This window comes from Methylobacterium sp. PvR107, assembly GCF_017833295.1.
Lineage (GTDB): Bacteria > Pseudomonadota > Alphaproteobacteria > Rhizobiales > Beijerinckiaceae > Methylobacterium.
Window position 1 is genome coordinate 5,476,260 of record NZ_JAFIBW010000001.1, and the last position, 16,419, is coordinate 5,492,678.

The 16,419-nt window shown below is 68.4% G+C and carries 16 protein-coding genes; 6 read left to right on the plus strand and 10 right to left on the minus strand.

The genetic code is table 11. The annotated features are described in order from the left end of the window. Positions 1-42 precede the first annotated feature (42 nt). From JOE48_RS25875 to JOE48_RS25910, 8 genes are all read right to left on the minus strand, one after another. A complete protein-coding gene (locus JOE48_RS25875) occupies positions 43-765 on the minus strand; it encodes an amino acid ABC transporter permease (RefSeq protein ID WP_210034040.1) in 723 nt (240 codons plus the stop codon). A gap of 89 nt (positions 766-854) precedes the next feature. After that, positions 855-1,778: an amino acid ABC transporter substrate-binding protein gene (locus JOE48_RS25880; protein ID WP_210034041.1), complete on the minus strand. Its 924-nt coding sequence runs from the start codon at positions 1,776-1,778 to the stop codon at positions 855-857. Between the two features lie 513 nt (positions 1,779-2,291). Then, positions 2,292-3,413 carry a branched-chain amino acid ABC transporter substrate-binding protein gene (locus JOE48_RS25885; protein ID WP_210034042.1) on the minus strand — a complete coding sequence of 374 codons (1,122 nt, stop codon included), beginning with the start codon at positions 3,411-3,413 and terminating at the stop codon, positions 2,292-2,294. A 49-nt stretch (positions 3,414-3,462) separates the two neighbouring features. Further along, on the minus strand, positions 3,463-3,831 hold the full coding sequence (locus JOE48_RS25890) for a DUF6867 family protein (RefSeq protein ID WP_029360016.1): 369 nt from the start codon (positions 3,829-3,831) through the stop codon (positions 3,463-3,465). Positions 3,832-3,836: 5 nt separating this feature from the next. Further along, entirely contained in the window at positions 3,837-4,634 is a 798-nt protein-coding gene (locus JOE48_RS25895) for an ABC transporter ATP-binding protein (protein ID WP_210034043.1), read from the minus strand. Continuing rightward, a complete protein-coding gene (locus tag JOE48_RS25900; RefSeq protein ID WP_210034044.1) occupies positions 4,631-5,518 on the minus strand; it encodes an ABC transporter ATP-binding protein in 888 nt (295 codons plus the stop codon). The genes JOE48_RS25895 and JOE48_RS25900 overlap by 4 nt, the downstream gene beginning before the upstream one ends. Further along, positions 5,518-6,912, minus strand: a complete 1,395-nt coding sequence (gene livM, locus JOE48_RS25905; RefSeq protein ID WP_210034045.1) for a high-affinity branched-chain amino acid ABC transporter permease LivM — start codon at positions 6,910-6,912, stop codon at positions 5,518-5,520. Before livM ends, JOE48_RS25900 begins: the two co-directional genes overlap by 1 nt. Further along, complete coding sequence (locus tag JOE48_RS25910) at positions 6,912-7,829, minus strand: branched-chain amino acid ABC transporter permease (protein WP_160536234.1); 918 nt, start codon at positions 7,827-7,829, stop codon at positions 6,912-6,914. Before JOE48_RS25910 ends, livM begins: the two co-directional genes overlap by 1 nt. Before the next feature lie 245 nt (positions 7,830-8,074). On the opposite strand from JOE48_RS25910, the gene JOE48_RS25915 reads away from it, so the two are divergent. The 5 genes from JOE48_RS25915 to JOE48_RS25935 all read left to right on the plus strand — a co-directional run bounded on the left by JOE48_RS25915 (position 8,075) and on the right by JOE48_RS25935 (position 13,220). Then, positions 8,075-9,355 carry a dicarboxylate/amino acid:cation symporter gene (locus JOE48_RS25915; protein ID WP_210034046.1) on the plus strand — a complete coding sequence of 427 codons (1,281 nt, stop codon included), beginning with the start codon at positions 8,075-8,077 and terminating at the stop codon, positions 9,353-9,355. Positions 9,356-9,615: 260 nt separating this feature from the next. Then, on the plus strand, positions 9,616-10,524 hold the full coding sequence (locus tag JOE48_RS25920) for an amino acid ABC transporter substrate-binding protein (RefSeq protein ID WP_210034048.1): 909 nt from the start codon (positions 9,616-9,618) through the stop codon (positions 10,522-10,524). Positions 10,525-10,781: 257 nt separating this feature from the next. Next, positions 10,782-11,456, plus strand: coding sequence for a DUF1007 family protein (locus JOE48_RS25925; RefSeq protein WP_210034050.1), 675 nt, complete (start codon positions 10,782-10,784; stop codon positions 11,454-11,456). Next, positions 11,447-12,439, plus strand: a complete 993-nt coding sequence (locus tag JOE48_RS25930; RefSeq protein ID WP_210034052.1) for a nickel/cobalt transporter — start codon at positions 11,447-11,449, stop codon at positions 12,437-12,439. Before JOE48_RS25925 ends, JOE48_RS25930 begins: the two co-directional genes overlap by 10 nt. 64 nt (positions 12,440-12,503) lie before the next feature. After that, positions 12,504-13,220: a hypothetical protein gene (locus JOE48_RS25935; protein WP_210034054.1), complete on the plus strand. Its 717-nt coding sequence runs from the start codon at positions 12,504-12,506 to the stop codon at positions 13,218-13,220. Here JOE48_RS25935 and JOE48_RS25940 read toward each other — a convergent pair whose 3' ends face one another. Together JOE48_RS25940 and JOE48_RS25945 are read right to left on the minus strand one after the other, a co-directional pair. Next, positions 13,221-13,808: a histidine phosphatase family protein gene (locus JOE48_RS25940; protein WP_210034055.1), complete on the minus strand. Its 588-nt coding sequence runs from the start codon at positions 13,806-13,808 to the stop codon at positions 13,221-13,223. A gap of 50 nt (positions 13,809-13,858) precedes the next feature. Next, positions 13,859-14,254, minus strand: coding sequence for a VOC family protein (locus JOE48_RS25945; RefSeq protein ID WP_210034056.1), 396 nt, complete (start codon positions 14,252-14,254; stop codon positions 13,859-13,861). Positions 14,255-14,678: 424 nt separating this feature from the next. Between JOE48_RS25945 and JOE48_RS25950 the strand changes: the two genes are divergently transcribed. Then, positions 14,679-16,370 (plus strand): methyl-accepting chemotaxis protein, encoded by a 1,692-nt coding sequence (locus JOE48_RS25950; protein WP_210034057.1) that lies wholly within the window; start codon positions 14,679-14,681, stop codon positions 16,368-16,370. Positions 16,371-16,419: the final 49 nt, after the last annotated feature.

Here is a 16,419-nt window from a genome sequence, read left to right on the forward strand (position 1 = left end):
CGGTGGCCGTCGGACGGCGGAGGATCGGGCGGCGCGCTGTCCTCAGCGCTGGCCGGGAATGGCGACCGCCTTCTCCAGGAAGGTCGCCGCCGTGACGACCACGAGGTTGATGATCACGTAGAGGATCGTCGCCGCCGTGAACGCCTCGAACACCTGGAAGGAGAATTCCTGCATCGAGCGCGCGCGGGCGGTCAGCTCGAGGAGGCCGATGGTCAGCGCCACCGACGTGTTCTTCAGGTTGTTGAGGAATTCCGAGGTCATCGGCGGCAGGATGATCCGGTAGGCGTTGGGCAGCAGCACGTAGCGGTAGGTCTGATAGGTCGTGAAGCCCATGGCGGTGCCGGCCATGCGCTGGCCCCGCGGCAGCGACTGGATGCCGGCGCGGACCTGCTCGGCGACCCGCGAGGCGGTGAAGAAGCCGAGGCACACCACCGCCGTGTAGAACGGCGCGTCGGGCAGTTGCTTGATCGCGTCGCCGATCCGAGTCGGGACCACTTCGGGCAGCACGAAATACCAGAGGAACATCTGCACCAGCAGCGGCACGTTGCGGAACACTTCCACGTAAGCCGTGCCGATGGCGTTCGCGGGCTTCGACGGCAATGTCCGGAGCACGCCGACCAGGGACCCGAGGAAGAAGGCGATCACCCAGGAGCAGAGCGCGGTCGTGATCGTCCACATGAGCCCCGAGAGCAGCATGTCGAGATACGTGCCGTTGCCCTCCGGCGAGGCGTCGAAGAAGATCCGCCAGTTCCAGTTGTAGTTCATCGCGCCGCTTCTAATGTGAACTTAAAGAGACGCACCGCAGGCCGGAGCCCGCGGTGCGCATCATCGCATGAAAGCGTACCGGGCGGATCTCAGTAGGCCGCCGGATCGGGGCTCGAGATCGGGGTCGTGAACTGCTTCTTCATCTCCGCGCTCATCGGCAGGTTGAGGTTGATGTTGCGCGGCGGGATCGGCTGGGTGAACCACTTGTCGTAGAGCTTCTTGCCCTCCGCACTTGTGTAGAGCTTGGCGGTGGCGTCGTCCGCGACCTTCTTGAACTCCGTGTCGTCCTTGCGCAGCATGATGCCGTAGGGCTCGGGCTTCGAAAGGGCCTCGGTGGAGATCTCGTAGGCCGACGGGTCCTTCGAGGAGGCGGCGAGCGAGGCGAGCAGCACGTCATCCATCACGAAGGCGGCGGCGCGGCCGGTCTCGACCATCAGGAACGCCTCGGCGTGGTCCTTGGCCGGCAGGATCGTCAGGCCGAGCTTCCGCTCCGTGTTGGCCTCGTTGATCTGCTTGATATTCGTGGTGCCCGAGGTCGACACAACCGTCTTGCCCTTCAGGTCCTCGATCGTGTGCAGGTTGGCCGACTTCTTCGAGACGTAGCGGGTCGCGGTCAGGAAGTGCGAGTTGGTGAACCACACCTGCTTCTCGCGCTCGGCATTGTTGGTCGTCGAGCCGCATTCGAGGTCGATCGTGCCGTTCGCCATCAGCGGGATGCGGGTGGCGGAGGTGACGGGGTTCAGCTTCACCTCCAGGTTCGGGAGGTTGAGCTTGGCCTTCACGGCGTCGGCGATCTTGAAGCAGATGTCCATCGCGTAGCCGACCGGCTTCTGGTCACCGCCGAGATACGAGAATGGCACGGACGCGTCGCGGTAGCCGATGACGATGGCGTTGGAATCCTTCACCTTCTTCAGGGTGCCGGTCAGTTCCTGCGCCCGCAGGCTCAGGGGGGCGAGGGCGAGGGTCAGGCCCAGCGCGGCGGCAACGCCGCGGCGCGCGAAATCAGACTGCATCGGTACGGAACTCCTGGATCGGGCCGAACTTCGTCGGCTGGCGGCGGGGTATGCGGGCCCGCCCGCTCGGGCGACGCCTGTGCAATGATGGTGCCGGGAGACGCGTCTCGGGGCCGCGCAGGGCTGCGGCCGAATACGGACACCTTGCGGCCAAGCTCGCGCATACACCCGCAGACGCGATCCCTGCCGTCGTCATGGCCTCCTCCCGGGCGCTGAGCCGGCCTCACGCTCGCGCCGGCGGCATCATGCACACTTCTTAGGCGTACGCACGCGGTGCGGAAGACGGATCGGCCAACTTGGCTGACGAATCCCCGGTATAGAATACGACGGCGCCGCCCCGGACGGTCTCTCGGGTCGGCGTCGGGTGAATACTTACAGAACGACAGCGTGCCGTGACTCACCGATCACGCCGCTTCATTGTCTGATCGGAAAGCGATCCGGCGGAACAACCACCCGGTCATCCCGGGGCGCCGCAGGCGGGCCCGGAATGACGTGGTTCGAAGCCCCGGCGACTTACTTGGTCAGCTCGTTGCCGCTGTAGTCGATCTTGCCGTCGGCGCCCTTCTTCCACTCATACATGACGTAGTCGGGCCGGGTGATGTCGCCCTTCTTGTCGTAGGCGATCGGGCCGACCACCGTATCCACCGGCTTGCCCTGGTGCAGCCACTCGGCGATCTTCTTGCCGTCGCTCGAGCCGGTCTCGGCCATCGCCTTCGCCAGCACCTGCACGGCCGCGTAGGAGTACAGGGTGTAGCCCTCGGGATCGATATTCTTGGCCTTGAAGGCCGCGAGCGCGCCCTTGGCGTTCGGGTTCTTGCGGGCATCCGGCGGGAAGGTGGTGAGCGTGCCCTCCGCAGCCGGACCGGCGATCGCCACCAGCTCGCGGTCGACCATGCCGTCGCCGCCCATCATCGGCGCCTTCAGGCCCTGATCGCGCATCTGACGCAGGATCAGCCCGGCCTCGGTGTAGTAGCCGCCGAAATAGACCACGTCGACGTTCGCCGACTTCAGCTTGGAGACAAGGGCGGAATAATCCTTCTCGCCTGGGTTGATACCCTCGTACATCACGTCCTTGCCGCCCTTGGCCTTGAGCGCCTTCAGGGTCTCGTCGGCGAGGCCCTTGCCATAGGGGGTCTTGTCGTGGACGAACGCGATCTTCTTGCCCTTGAAGTGCTCGGCCAGGTAGGTGCCGGCCACCGCGCCCTGCTGGTCGTCGCGGCCGCAGGTGCGGAACGTGTTCCACATGCCGCGCTCCGTGAACTTCACGTTCGTGGAGGCGGGGGTGACCTGGATGATGCCGGCGTCGAGATAGACGTCGGAGGCCGGGATCGACACGCCGGAATTGTAGTCGCCGACGACCATCTTCACGCCGTCGCTGGCGAACTTGTTGGCCACCGAGACGCCCTGCTTCGGGTCCGAGGCGTCGTCGCCGACCGTGACGGTCAGCGTTGTGCCCTTCAGGGTGCCGGCCTTGTTGAGGTCCTCGACCGCCTGGCTGGCGCCGTTCTTGAGCTGGGCGCCGATGGCGGCGCTGTTGCCGGTGATCGGCGCGGCGACGCCGAGCTTGACCTCGGCGGCCTGCGCGGCCGCCACCATCGCGCCGAGGGCGAGCCCGGCCAGCAGAATCGATCTCATCGCGTAGTTCCCCTAAGTGTCAGGACCGCACGTGCGGATCCGGCCGCACTCATCGGACCTCGCCGGCCGCGGGCGCGCGTGCGCGCCATGTCAGCGGTGAGGTCTTCTCGTAGAGCCAGCGGTACTGGCTCGTCATCTGGCGCGTCCGCGTGTAGCGGAAGCCCGCCGCGCCGATGATCATGACGACGACCGCGTCGACCGCATAGTAATGCAGCGACAGCAGGGTGCCCGAAAACAGGGCGTAGTGGATGAAGCGCACGGCGGCGGCCACCAGAAGCAGCGCCAGGGCGCAGTGCCAGAACGGCCGCCAGCCCCGGGCGATGCCGCGGGCCGCCATCCAGCCGGCCCAGCCGCCCATCACCACCGTCACGAGCAGGAACAGCCACGCCGACGGCTCCTCGTACAGGATCCCCTGCAGCATGCTCATGCGCCGACCGGGCCGGAATGGCCCCCTTCCAGATAGGCGGCCTTGACGTTCGGGTCGTCGAGCAGCGCCCGCCCGGTGCCGCTCATGGTGACGCGCCCGTTGACCAGCACATAGCCGCGATGGGCGAGCTTCAGGGCATGGTAGGCGTTCTGCTCCACGAGGAAGATTGTCATGCCCTCGGTGCGGTTGAGCTCCCGGATGGCGTCGAAGATGCCCTTCACCACCAGCGGCGCGAGGCCGAGCGACGGCTCGTCGAGGAGCAGCAGGCGCGGGCGGCTCATCAGCGCCCGGGCGATGGCCAGCATCTGCTGCTCGCCGCCCGACATGGTGCCGGCGCGCTGGTTCAGGCGCTCCTTTACCCGCGGGAACAGGGTGCAGACCTTCTCGAGATCCTCGGCGAAGAAGCGCCCGTCATGGAGCGCGGCGCCCATCTGGAGGTTCTCGTAGACGCTCATGCGCGGGAAGACCCGGCGGCCCTCCGGCGACTGGGCGATGCCGAGCCGGGCGATGGCGTGGGTCGGCATCCGGGTGATGTCGCGGCCGTCGTAGGTGATCGTCCCCGAGCGCGCCTGGGGGCTGCCGAAGATCGTCATCATCAGGGTCGACTTGCCGGCGCCGTTGGCGCCGATCAGCGTGACGATCTCGCCCTCGGCCACGTCGAGATCGACGCCCCGCAGGGCGGCGACGCTGCCGTAATAGGTCGAGACGTCCCGCACCGCGAGGAGCGGCGGCTTCTTGCCCGCCTGGATCGCCCGCGTCTCCTCGACCAGGACGTTGATGCCGGCGACGCTCATGCCGAGGCTCCCGTAGGAGCGTCCGCATGCGGCACGGTGATCCCGACCTCGGCCTCCACGGCCTCGACCTCCTCGTCCTCGACGCCGAGATAGGCGGCGATCACCTTCGGGTCGGCCCGCACCTCGGCGGGGGAGCCGTCGGCGATCTTCACGCCGTAATCGAGCACCACCACGTGGTCGGAGATCTCCATCACCACCGACATGTCGTGCTCGATCAGCAGCACCGACGTGTCGTGCGCGTCGCGGATGTGACGCAGGAGCCCGTTCAGCTCCGCCGATTCCCGCGGATTGAGGCCGGCGGCCGGCTCGTCGAGGCAGAGCAGCACCGGATCGGTGCACATCGCACGGGCGATCTCCAGGCGCCGCTGCGCACCGTAGGGCAGGGCGCCGGCCGGGTCGTCGGCGCGCTTCATCAGGTCGATCCGGTCAAGCCATGCCTTGGCGCGCTCGATCGCGGCTTCTTGCGCGTCCCGGTAGGTCTTGAGGCCGAGCAGCCCCAGGATGGTGAAGCCCGAGGCCCGCATCAGCGGCGCGTGCTGGGCGACCAGGAGGTTCTCCAGGACGGTCATGCCCTGGAACAGGCGGATGTTCTGAAAGGTGCGGGCGACCCGCGCGGTGCGGTTGACCTTGTGGTTGGGCAGTCGCTCAAGCAGGTGCGCCGTGCCGTCGGCATGCGCCAGCGTCAGCATGCCCTCGGTGGGCTTGTAGAAGCCGGTGATGCAGTTGAACACCGTGGTCTTGCCGGCCCCGTTCGGGCCGATCAGCGCGGTGATGTCGCCGCGGCGCGCCTCGAAGGACAGGTCGGAAACGGCGGTCAGGCCGCCGAACCGCATGGTCAGGTGCTCGACCGCGAGCACCGGCGGGGCGGGGGGCGACGTCGCCATCAGCCGTGCCCCTCGCTGACATGCGCGCCCGAGACGGCGCGGCGCTCGCCGAGCGACACCGAGGGCAGCCGCACCGAGATCAGGCCGCGCGGACGCCAGACCATCATGGCGACCATGGCGAGCCCGAACAGGAGCAGGCGGTACTCGCTCGGGTCGAAGCCCTCGCCGAACACCGCCTTCAGGAAGCCGAGGTTGCGCAGCATCTCCGGGCCGCCGACCATCGCCACCGCCGCGATGGCGACGCCGACCTGGCTGCCCATGCCGCCCAGCACCACGATCGCCAGGATGATCGCGCTCTCCAGGAAGTTGAAGCTTTCCGGGCTGATGAAGCCCTGACGCACGGCGAAGAACGAGCCGGCGATGCCCCCGAACGCCGCGCCCAGCGCGAAGGCCGTGAGCTTCGTGGCGGTGGTGTCGATGCCCAGCGACCGGCAGGCGATCTCGTCCTCGCGCAGCGCCTCCCAGGCCCGCCCGATCGGCAGGCGGCGGAGGCGCAGGGTGACGAAGTTGGTGATCAGCGCGAGCGCGAGGATCAGGTAATACAGGAACACCAGCCGGTGCATCGAATCGTACGGGATGCCGAAGGTGGCCGCGAACCCGTCATCGCCCGCGGTGAACGGGATCCCGAAGAAGGTCGCCCGCGGGATCGACGAGATGCCGGCACCGCCGCCGGTCACGTCGGTCCAGTTGATCAGGACGAGGCGGATGATCTCGCCGAAGGCCAGCGTCACGATGGCGAGATAGTCGCCGCGCAGGCGCAGGACCGGGAAGCCCAGGATCATCCCCCACAGGCCGGCGAACAGGCCCGCCAGCGGCAGGCAGATCCAGAACGACAGGCCGAAGGTGGTCGACAGCAGGGCGTAGGAATAGGCGCCGACCGCGTAGAAGGCGACGTAGCCGAGGTCGAGCAGGCCCGCGAGGCCGACCACGATGTTCAGGCCCCAGCCGAGCATCACGTAGGTGAGGATCAGGATCCCGAGGTCGATCCAGTAGCGGGCCGAGGACAGGCCGCCCGTGGCGAGCGCCGCGAGGATCGGCAGGGTCAGGGCGATGGCGATGAAACTGTAGAGCCCGGCCTTCGATGTCTTCTGGCCGGCGTCGGGCTCGCCGTGGACCGCCTCGGTGGCCTGGACCGGGGAGGGGGTCAGTGCCCGCCGCGCGTCGCGGCGCAGGAGCACGAGCCGCTGGACGATGCGGGCCACGAAGATCGTCAGGCAGAGCGCCGCCACGAGCCCCCAGCGCGGCACAAGCACCAGTTCGCTCCCCGGCCCGGGATCGGTGCGGTAGGCGATGATCGGCACGCAGAGGCCGAAGGTGACGAGGGCGTAAAGGGCGGCATCGCGAAGGATGCCGGCCATCGCGGAGCCCGGGAGCGCAGTCTGGGAACCCGCCATCAGACTTTCTCGACCTCGGGCCGGCCCAGGATGCCCGACGGCATGAAGATCAGCACGATCGCCAGGATCGAGAAGGCGGCGACGTCCTTGTACTCGATGGAGAAGTAGGCGGACCAGAAGGTCTCGATCAGCCCGATGATCAGGCCGCCGAGCACCGCGCCCGGCAGGGAGCCGATGCCGCCGAGCACCGCGGCGGTGAAGGCCTTCACGCCGGGCACGAACCCGTCAGAGAACGACACGACGCCGTAATACATGAGGTAGAGGACACCCGCGACGGCCGCCAAGGCGGCGCCGAGCACGAAGGTCAGCGAGATCGTCCGGTCGACATCGATCCCGAGCAGCGCCGCCATCTTGCGGTCCTGCTCGCAGGCGCGCTGCGCCCGGCCGAACGGCGTGCGCTGCACGAGATACCAAAAGCCGGTGAGCAGCACGGCAGTCACCGCCATGATCAGCACCTGCTTCCAGGCCAGGAACACCGCGTAGCCATCGCGCTCGAACAGGGTGATACCGCCCGAGAACATCGGCGGGGTCGGCTTGTTGCGCGCGCCCTGGACGACCTGCACGAAGTTCGACAGGAAGATCGAGACGCCGATCGCCGAGATCAGCGGCGCGAGCCGGAACGAGCCGCGCAAGGGCCGGTAGGCGACACGCTCGATCGCCCAGCCCCACAGGGCGGTCAGCGCCATGGCGACCACCAGCACCACGAGGAAGGCCAGCGCGATCGAGCTGATTCCGAGCCAGACGGTCAGCAGCAGGAAGGTGATCAATGCGATGAAGCAGGAGACCATGAAGACGTCGCCATGGGCGAAGTTAACCATGCCGATGATGCCGAACACCATCGTGTAGCCGATGGCGATCAAGCCGTAGATCGAGCCGAGGGTCAGCCCGTTGATGAGCTGCTGTACGAAAACGTCCATGGACTCCCGCGCGCGTTCGTTTTCTTGTGCCGTCCGCGCCGAGCGCGGGCGGTTCGTCGCCGCAAGTCTCGTACCGCAAGCGTAGCCAACCGGCCACCGGTTTCATCGCCGCCCGAGCGTCGCGTGAAAACAGTCGACCGCACCAGTAACCGGGCCTGAATGGGCTTGCGTCTGGCGTAGTTCGTGCTTCACGTTAACGAACTTTAATGCTCGCTCATCCCGGGCGCTGGCGAGGAGCAGTACCGATGGCAGGTTCACGGCTCACGACGATGATCTTCGTCGGCATGCTCCTCGGGATCGCGGTGGGCTACGCCTGCAGTATCACCTGGCCGGATCCGCAGACCGCGAAGGAGATCGCCGGCTACATCGCGCTGATCTCCGACATATTCCTGCGGCTGATCAAGATGATCATCGCGCCGCTGGTATTCTCGACACTGGTCGTCGGCATCGCGCATCTCGGCGACACCGCCGCGGTCGGCCGCGTCGGCGGCAAGGCCCTGCTCTGGTTCGTCGGCGCCTCGTTCTGCTCGCTGATGCTCGGCCTGATCCTGGTCAACCTGATGCAGCCGGGCGTGAACCTGAACCTGCCGCTGCCCGATGTCGGCGCCGGCACGGGTCTGAAGACCGCCTCGCTCTCGCTCAAGGAATTCGTGACCCACTTGGTGCCGAAGAGCGCCGTCGAGGCCATGGCCAACAACGAGATCCTGCAGATCGTGGTCTTCTCGATCTTCTTCGGCGTCGCGCTCGCGGCTCTCGGCGAGAAGGGCCACTTCCTCGCAAAAGGCATCGAGGGCGTGGCCGATGTCATGCTGAAGGTGACGGGCTACGTGATGCTGTTCGCCCCCGTGGCGGTGTTTGCCGCCATCGCGGCGACGATCACCACGCAGGGCATCGGCGTGCTCATCACCTACGGCAAGTTCCTGATCGAGTTCTACATCGGCCTCGCGGTGCTGTGGGCGCTGCTGATGGGCGTCGGCTTCCTGCTGCTCGGGGGCAGCGGCATCATGAGGCTGATCAACCTGATCAAGGAGCCGTTCGTGCTGGCCTTCTCGACGGCGTCGAGCGAGGCCGCCTACCCGAAGATGCTGACCAACCTCGAGCAGTTCGGCGTGCCCAACCGCATCACCTCGTTCGTGCTGCCGATGGGCTACTCATTCAACCTCGACGGCTCGATGATGTACTGCACCTTTGCGGTGATGTTCATCGCCCAGGCCTACAACATCCCGCTGACCTGGGGTCAGCAGCTCACGATGCTGTTCCTGCTGATGGTCACCTCGAAGGGCATGGCCGGCGTGCCGCGCGCCTCGCTGGTGGTGATCTCGGCGACGCTGACGCAGTTCAACATCCCGGAAGCCGGCCTGCTGCTGATCATCGGCATCGACCAGTTCCTCGACATGGGCCGCTCGGCCACAAACGTCCTGGGCAACAGCGTCGCCACGGTGGCGGTCGCCAAGTGGGAGGGCCAACTCACCGCGACCGACCAGCGCCTGGACCATGTCGGCACCGTGGCCTCGCCGGCGGAGTAGGGGACAGGGTCGCATCGCGGAGCCTAATCCATAGCCTACGATGGTTGCAGACCGGCGGTGACGCGCTCGCCTGCCCCTTGTGGGGAGGAGTTCGAGATGGGGTTGTGCTGAATGGAGATCGGCGGTGCCTTCTGCACCACCCCCACCCCTGGCCCCTTCCCACAAGGGGAGGGGGAAAGCGCCATTCACTCAGGGCGTTTGCGCCCAACCGCGGTTTCAAATTCTGCTGCCACCTTGAAATGCGCCTCGAACGGTAGAGGATGACGATGCGGCTCGTGGCGGTGATGATCCTGGCGCTGGCCGGCGCGACGCCGGCTTCCGCCGTCGAGGTGCTCACCGGCACGCTCAAGAGCGTCGCCGAGCGCGGCGAGATCGTGCTCGGCTACCGGGAGAGCTCGGTGCCGTTCTCCTTCGTGGAGGGCAAGCACCCGGACGGCAGCCCCCGGGCGATCGGCTACGCCATCGACCTCTGCGGCGAGATCGCCGACGACATCCAGGCGGCGATCGGTCGGCCGGTGAAGATCCGCTACGCGCCGGTCACCGCCGAGACCCGCATCGCGGCGGTGACCTCCGGCAAGGTCGACCTCGAATGCGGCTCGACCACAGCCAATGCCGAGCGCCGCAGGCAGGTCGCCTTCTCGCCGGTGGACTACATCAGCGCGACCCAGCTCTTGGTGAAGCGGGGATCGGGCGTGGCGTCCTACCGCGACCTCGGCGGCAAGACCGTGGTGGTCACCGCCGGCACCACCAACGAGAAGGCCGTGCGCGACCAGCTGGCCCGGCTGAAGATCGCCGCCCAGGTGGTCACCGCCCCCGACCACGCCGCCTCCTACGCGATGGTCAAGGCCGGCAAGGCCGACGCCTTCGCCACCGACGACGTGCTCCTCTACGGACTGATCGCCACCGACGCACAGGACGGGGCGAATTACACGGTGCTGCCCGACAAACTCTCCTACGAGCCCTACGGGATCATGTTCCGGAAGGACGATCCCGAACTCGCCAGCCTCGTGCAGCAGACCTTCACGCGGCTCGCCGAGTCGCGGGCCCTGCGCTGGACCTACGAGCGCTGGTTCCTCAAGCGCCTGCCCAACGGCGAGCGCCTCGACATCCCGATGTCGAATGACCTGCGCGTGAGCTTCCAGCTGATGGGCCTCGACGCCGGCGAGTGAGCGGCGCGCGCCACATGCGCCGCGTCATCCCGGGGCCGCGCAGCGGCGCCCGGGATCCACCCCCCCCGACACGCCCGGCTCTGGCACCGACAGCGGTTCCGGATGCCGGGCCCGCCTTCGGCGTCCCGGAATGACGGAGCGGAATGGCGCGGCTCAGGGCCAGGCTCGATCGCCCCGGTGCCTCGCTTTCGCCCAACCGGCACGCGAGGACGATCCGGCCTGACCGTTTCCCTCCCGCCGCGAGCGTGCTTCCGCCCATGCTGATCGCCGCGCACTGCCCGAAGCCGCACGCCCTGGCGCTGGCCGCCGCCCTCGCCTGCGTCGCCACGGTCGCATCCGCCCACCCGCATGTCTGGGTGACCGCGAAGGCGCAGCTCGTCTACGAGGGCGGCAAGCTCGTCGGCGTGCGCGACACTTGGAGCTTCGACCCCGAATACACGGCCTACGTCACGCAAGGCCTCGACACCAACAAGGACGGCACGTTCAGCCCGGAGGAGCTCGCCGGACTCGCGGCCGAGAACACCGCCAACCTCGCCGAATTCGGCTACTTCACGAAGCTGAAGGTCGGCGGCAAGGAGCAGGCCTTCGCCGATCCCAGGGAGCCGGCGGCCCGCATGGAGGACAAGGCTTTGGTCATGACCTTCCTGCTGCCGCTCAAGACGCCGGTCCTGCAGGGGCGGGGCGTCGCCGCCCTGGAGGTCTACGACCCGACCTACTTCGTGGCCTTCTCGTTCGCGGACGGACCCGAAGCCGCGACGCTCGCGGGCGCGCCGCAGGGCTGCGCCGCCACCGTCACCCGCCCGAAGACCGAGCAGCCGAAGACGGCGGAGGCCGGCTCCTCGGGAATGACCGAGGCGTTCTTCGAGGCGCTGACCGCGGCCTCCAGCTACGGGGTGCAGTTCGCCAGCCGGGTTCTCGTGGCATGTCCGTAGGCATCGGGGTCGCCGCGCCCGCTCAGTCTGGGCGGCTGGGGTTGAGGCTCGGCCTCATGGCGCTGGCCATCGGAGTGGCCGCCCTGCTGGCGGCCGCGATCGCGTGGCTCGTCGCGCCCGGCATCGTCGCGCCGCCGCCGCGCTCGCCGTTCGGGATCGGCTTCCGGGAAGCCGCTCCAGCCGCCACGGGGATCGGCGGCGTGATCCTGGCGCTGCAGGCGAGCTTCTCGCGCAGCCTCAACGCCGCGGTGAGCGCGCTCCGGGGCAGCGGCAGCTGGAGCCCGCTGGTCGGGCTCGCCTTCGCGTACGGCGTGTTCCACGCCGCCGGCCCCGGTCACGGCAAGGCGGTGATCGCGGGCTATATCCTGGCGGGCGAGCAGGCGCTGCGGCGCGGCGCGACGCTGAGCCTCTGCGCCGCGCTGCTCCAGGCCGGCATGGCCGGGGCGATCGTCGGCCTCGGCACGCTGGTCCTCAACGCCACCGCGGCCAGCATCACCCGGGCCGGCACGCTGATCGAGGCCGTGAGCTTCGCCCTCGTCGCCCTGATCGGGCTGCTTCTGACGTGGCGCAAGGCCGGGCGCCTCACGCATCTCGGCGCCGGCTGCGGCCCCGGCTGCAGCCACCTGCCCGGACCGCAGGCCCTCGACACCCATGACACGTGGCGCGAGCGGGCCGGCGTGGTCCTGGCGGCGGGCACGCGCCCCTGTGCGGGTGCGGTGCTGGTCCTGGTCTTCGCGGTGTCGCAGGGCGTGCCCGGGGCGGGGGTGCTGGCTGTCCTGGCGATGGCCTTGGGCACCGCGCTCACCACGACGGCGCTGGCCTGTCTCGCGGTCTTCGCCAAGCGCGCGGCCCTGCGCCTCGCCGGCGGGCGGGGCCAGGCGGGGCTCCTGGCGCTCGGCGGCCTGGAACTCGTCGCCGCCGCCTTCGTGCTGGTCCTCGGGACCGCGATGCTCTCGGGCCTCGCGCCCGGGCTCGGAGGCTGAAGGGGCCTCTCGCCTTCCGGAACGCGGCGTGCCACGCTGCGCACCCGAGACGGAGCGCGCGCCGATGCATCCCGACTTCGACACGATCCTGAATTGGCGCCTGCTCGCCGGGTCTCATCCCTTCCCTGGCCCCGACGGCGGTACCTGCATCAACGAGGCGGCGATCGTGGCGGCCGGCCTGCCCTACCGGGCGATCCGCTCCAGCGCGGATTGCCCGCCCTGCTTCTCGCGGCCGATCGCCGCCTACGCCCTCGGCCTCAACGACGCCATGCCGGACGACGTCCGGCCGCAGCTGATGGCCTTCGTGCTGCGGCTCTCGGGCAGCGCCGACGCCCCGGCGGTCGAGGCCGCACGCACAGAGCGGCTTGCGTTGGAGAGCGTGCGGCGCATCCTGGCGCCGCTCTGCACGCTCGCCGGCATGGCCGAGGATGCCGAGGCCTGTGCCGGGGCCCCGGACTGGCCCATCGCGCGGGCGGCCGCGAAGGCGGCGGCCTGGCGGGGCGGGGCGCTCGCCCAGGCGGCAGCCCGGGGGCGGCGCTGGCGCGAGGGCGCCCTGACCGCGGCGGTGTCCCGTACGGCGACGGCCGCGCAGCGCGCAGGCGACGATGCGCGCTGTGCCGCAGAGGTCGCCGAAGGGGCCGCGCCCTTCGTGGCCGGGACCTGGAGCGAGGCCTGCGCGATCCTCAAGGCGACCCTGACACTCGGCCGGCAAGCACCGGAGATCGCCCTGGCCGGCGCCCGGGAGCGGCTCGACGCGGCGCGTGCGCTGGCCCCGGCCTAATCAGGCCGCCGCGGGCGCGGCGTCGAGATCGAGCTCGATCGTGCCGCAATTCTCCAGGAACGTGCCAGTGAGGTGATAGAAGAACGTGCCGTGCCCGACCACCGCGATGGTCCGTTCCGGCCGGGTACGCAGCCAAGTGCGGAATGCGGCGACCCGGGCGTCAAACAGGGGGCGCGGCTCTACCGGGTAGCCGCCGATCTCGCAACCGGCTTCCGCATGCCACCAGATCTCGGGCAGATGGCCGACATCGAGATGCGGGAACTCGGCCGCGATCTCCGAGGCCGCGCGGCCGACGTCGCAGCTGCTCTCCTGGCATTCCCGATGCAGCACCTCGACCAGCACGCGGGGCTCGCTCGGATGATCGCCGAAGGCGATCGCGGCGGTCTGGATCGCCCGGGTCAGCGGCGACACCACCACCAGATCGAACGGGATCGACCGCAGCCGCTCCCGCGCGTCCCGGGCCTGGGACTGGCCGCGCGGGGTCAGCCGGGCGTCGGGAAGCCCGGGATCGCCGCGCCCCAGTCTGTGCGCGGCGTTGAACGTCGATTCGCCGTGGCGGAGGCAGACGATTCGGGTCTTGTCCTGCATGGATCTCGGATGTGTCTCTCGAGGGGCGGGCAGCATCGGCTCCGGTCGCGTCAGGCGAAGCGCCCGCCGCGCTGGATGACCTCGATCTTGTAGCCGTCCGGATCCGTTGCGAAGAAGAACCGCGCCAGCACGTCCTCGCCGTGCGTGAGCGCCTTCAGATCCGTGACCGTGAGGCCCTCGCGCCGGTGCCGCGCATGCTCGGCCTCCACGTCATCGACCACGAAGGCGATATGCCCGTAGCCGTCGCCCAGATCATAGGGCGTGTCGCGCCCCTTGTTGACCGTGAGTTCCAGCTCGAACGGCGAGGCCGGGTCGCGCAGGTAGATCAGCGTGAAATCGGGGAAGTCGTAGCGGTCGGACAGCTCAAGGCCGAAGGCGCGGGCGTAGTAGTCGCGCGCGCGCTGCTCATCGAGCACCCGGATCATGGCGTGGACGGGCTTGGACATGCGTCTCCGGTTCCGTGTGGGCAGGCGACAGTTTGAGGATCCGACCCATGTGGCGCTCCGACCACCATCTGAAAAGACCAAGCGCCGCGAGGGCCTGCGCAACATCGACGCTGCCGAGCGCGCCCAACAATCTTAGATCGACCGGCCTTTCCTGCGGACAGGCGTTCGCGTTTAGAGACAATAGAAGACCGAATAATGACTGTATTTTCGGAACCAGTCTTATATATCTCCGTCATATTCTTATATTGAATTCCTAATACGGATCTCATCAAGCCTCAGATCCAAATAAATCGAGTCCTACCTACATAGATAGACAGCCCTTGACGAAGCAGACCAATTAATGCGTTTTTTACTCCTCACAGCCAATCCTTCGGATGCTGGTCTAGATCAGCCGTCTATCCTTTCAAGCCGGGGCAAGAAGACCGTGTTACGCTTGTCGAACATCAAGGTGTTGCCTAAGTTGGCCGCCGTCATCGCCCTGATCGGCCTGATGGTTGGCGGCTGCGTCTTGTACGCACAAGGGCAGATGCGCGAGATCGACCAATCCTATAGCGACTTCCTCGACAACGAGGCGGTGGCAGCGACGGAGGCCCGGCGCCTCAACCGCCTCATGTTCGAGCTGAATTACTGGGTCTACCGCATCATCGCGGAGACCGACGAGGCGCAGATGCAGAGCGCCAACAAGGGCTTCGAGGCAGCGCTGCCCAAGGTGGGGCGGACGATCGAGGCGATGCGTGCCCGTGCGCCTACCTTCGCCGCTGCGATAAACGAGCAGGCTGAACGCGTCGGGAGCTTCGTCCGGGAAGTGACCGAGGTGCGGCGTCTCGGGACCGCCAACCAGAACGACAAGGCCATTGCGCTGGTCCACTCGGCGATCGATCCGACCTTCTCGGCCATGATCGAGAACGGCAACGCGATCGCTGACGGACTCGGGGCCTATGTGAAGGCGAAGTCGGACGAGCTGACCAATCGGACGAACGCGACCCGCTACAGCCTGGTCCTGTTCAGCGCTCTGGGCATGCTCGCCGGGCTCGCCGCGGCGGTGTTCATCGCGGTGACGGGGATCACGCGCCCGCTCTCGCGCCTCGTGTCGGTCCTGCAGCGCATGGCGCAGGGCGAGATCGACGCCGAGATCAAGGAGGCCGACCGTCGGGACGAGGTCGGCGCGGTCGGCAAGGCGGTCGAAGGCATCAAGGCCATGGTGTCCCGCAAGGCCGCCGAGGAGGCCGAGGTCCGGCGCCTCGCCGATGAGGCCGCCCAGGCCGCGCGCAAGCGCACCATGCTGGAGCTGGCCGACGGGTTCGAGCGGGCGGTCGGGAGCATCGTCGGGATGGTCTCGTCCTCGGCGACCGAACTGCAGGCCACCGCCCAGACCATGACGGCCAGCGCCACCGAGACGGCCAAGCAATCCACCACCGTGGCGGCGGCCGCCGAGGAAGCCTCCGCCAACGTCCAGACCGTGGCGGCGGCCGCCGAGGAACTCGGATCGTCGGTGCAGGAGATCGGCCGGCAGGTGCTCGGCTCGGCCAGCCTGGCGCAGGCCGCCGTGGGTGAGGCCGACCAGACCCAGCACCTCGTCCAGGCGCTGACCCAGGCGGCCACGCGCATCGGCGACATGGTCGGGCTGATCTCGAACATCGCGGGCCAGACCAACCTTCTGGCCCTGAACGCCACGATCGAGGCGGCCCGCGCCGGCGAGGCGGGCCGGGGCTTCGCGGTGGTCGCCACCGAGGTGAAGGAACTGGCCGCGCAGACCGCCAAGGCCACCGAGGAGATCAGCCAGCAGATCGGGCAGATTCAGGGTGTGACCGGCCAGGCGGTCTCGGCCATCGACATGATCGCGGCGCGGATCCGCGAGATCGACGGGGTCGCGACCACGATCGCCGCGGCGGTGGAGCAGCAGGGCGCGGCCACGCAGGAGATCGTCCGCAACGTCTCGCAGGCGGCGACCGGCACCGACGAGGTGACGAGCAACATCACCGGCGTGGCGCGGGCCTCCGAGGAGACCGGCGCGGCCGCCGCCCAGGTTCTGGGTGCCGCCGGCGAGTTGTCGCGCCAGTCCGAGCACCTCGGGGCGGAGGTTTCCCGCTTCCTCGCGACCGTTCGGGCAGCCTGAGACCGACATCGCAGAGAGAGCTCGGTCGTGCCGGGGTGTCTTTGCGAGC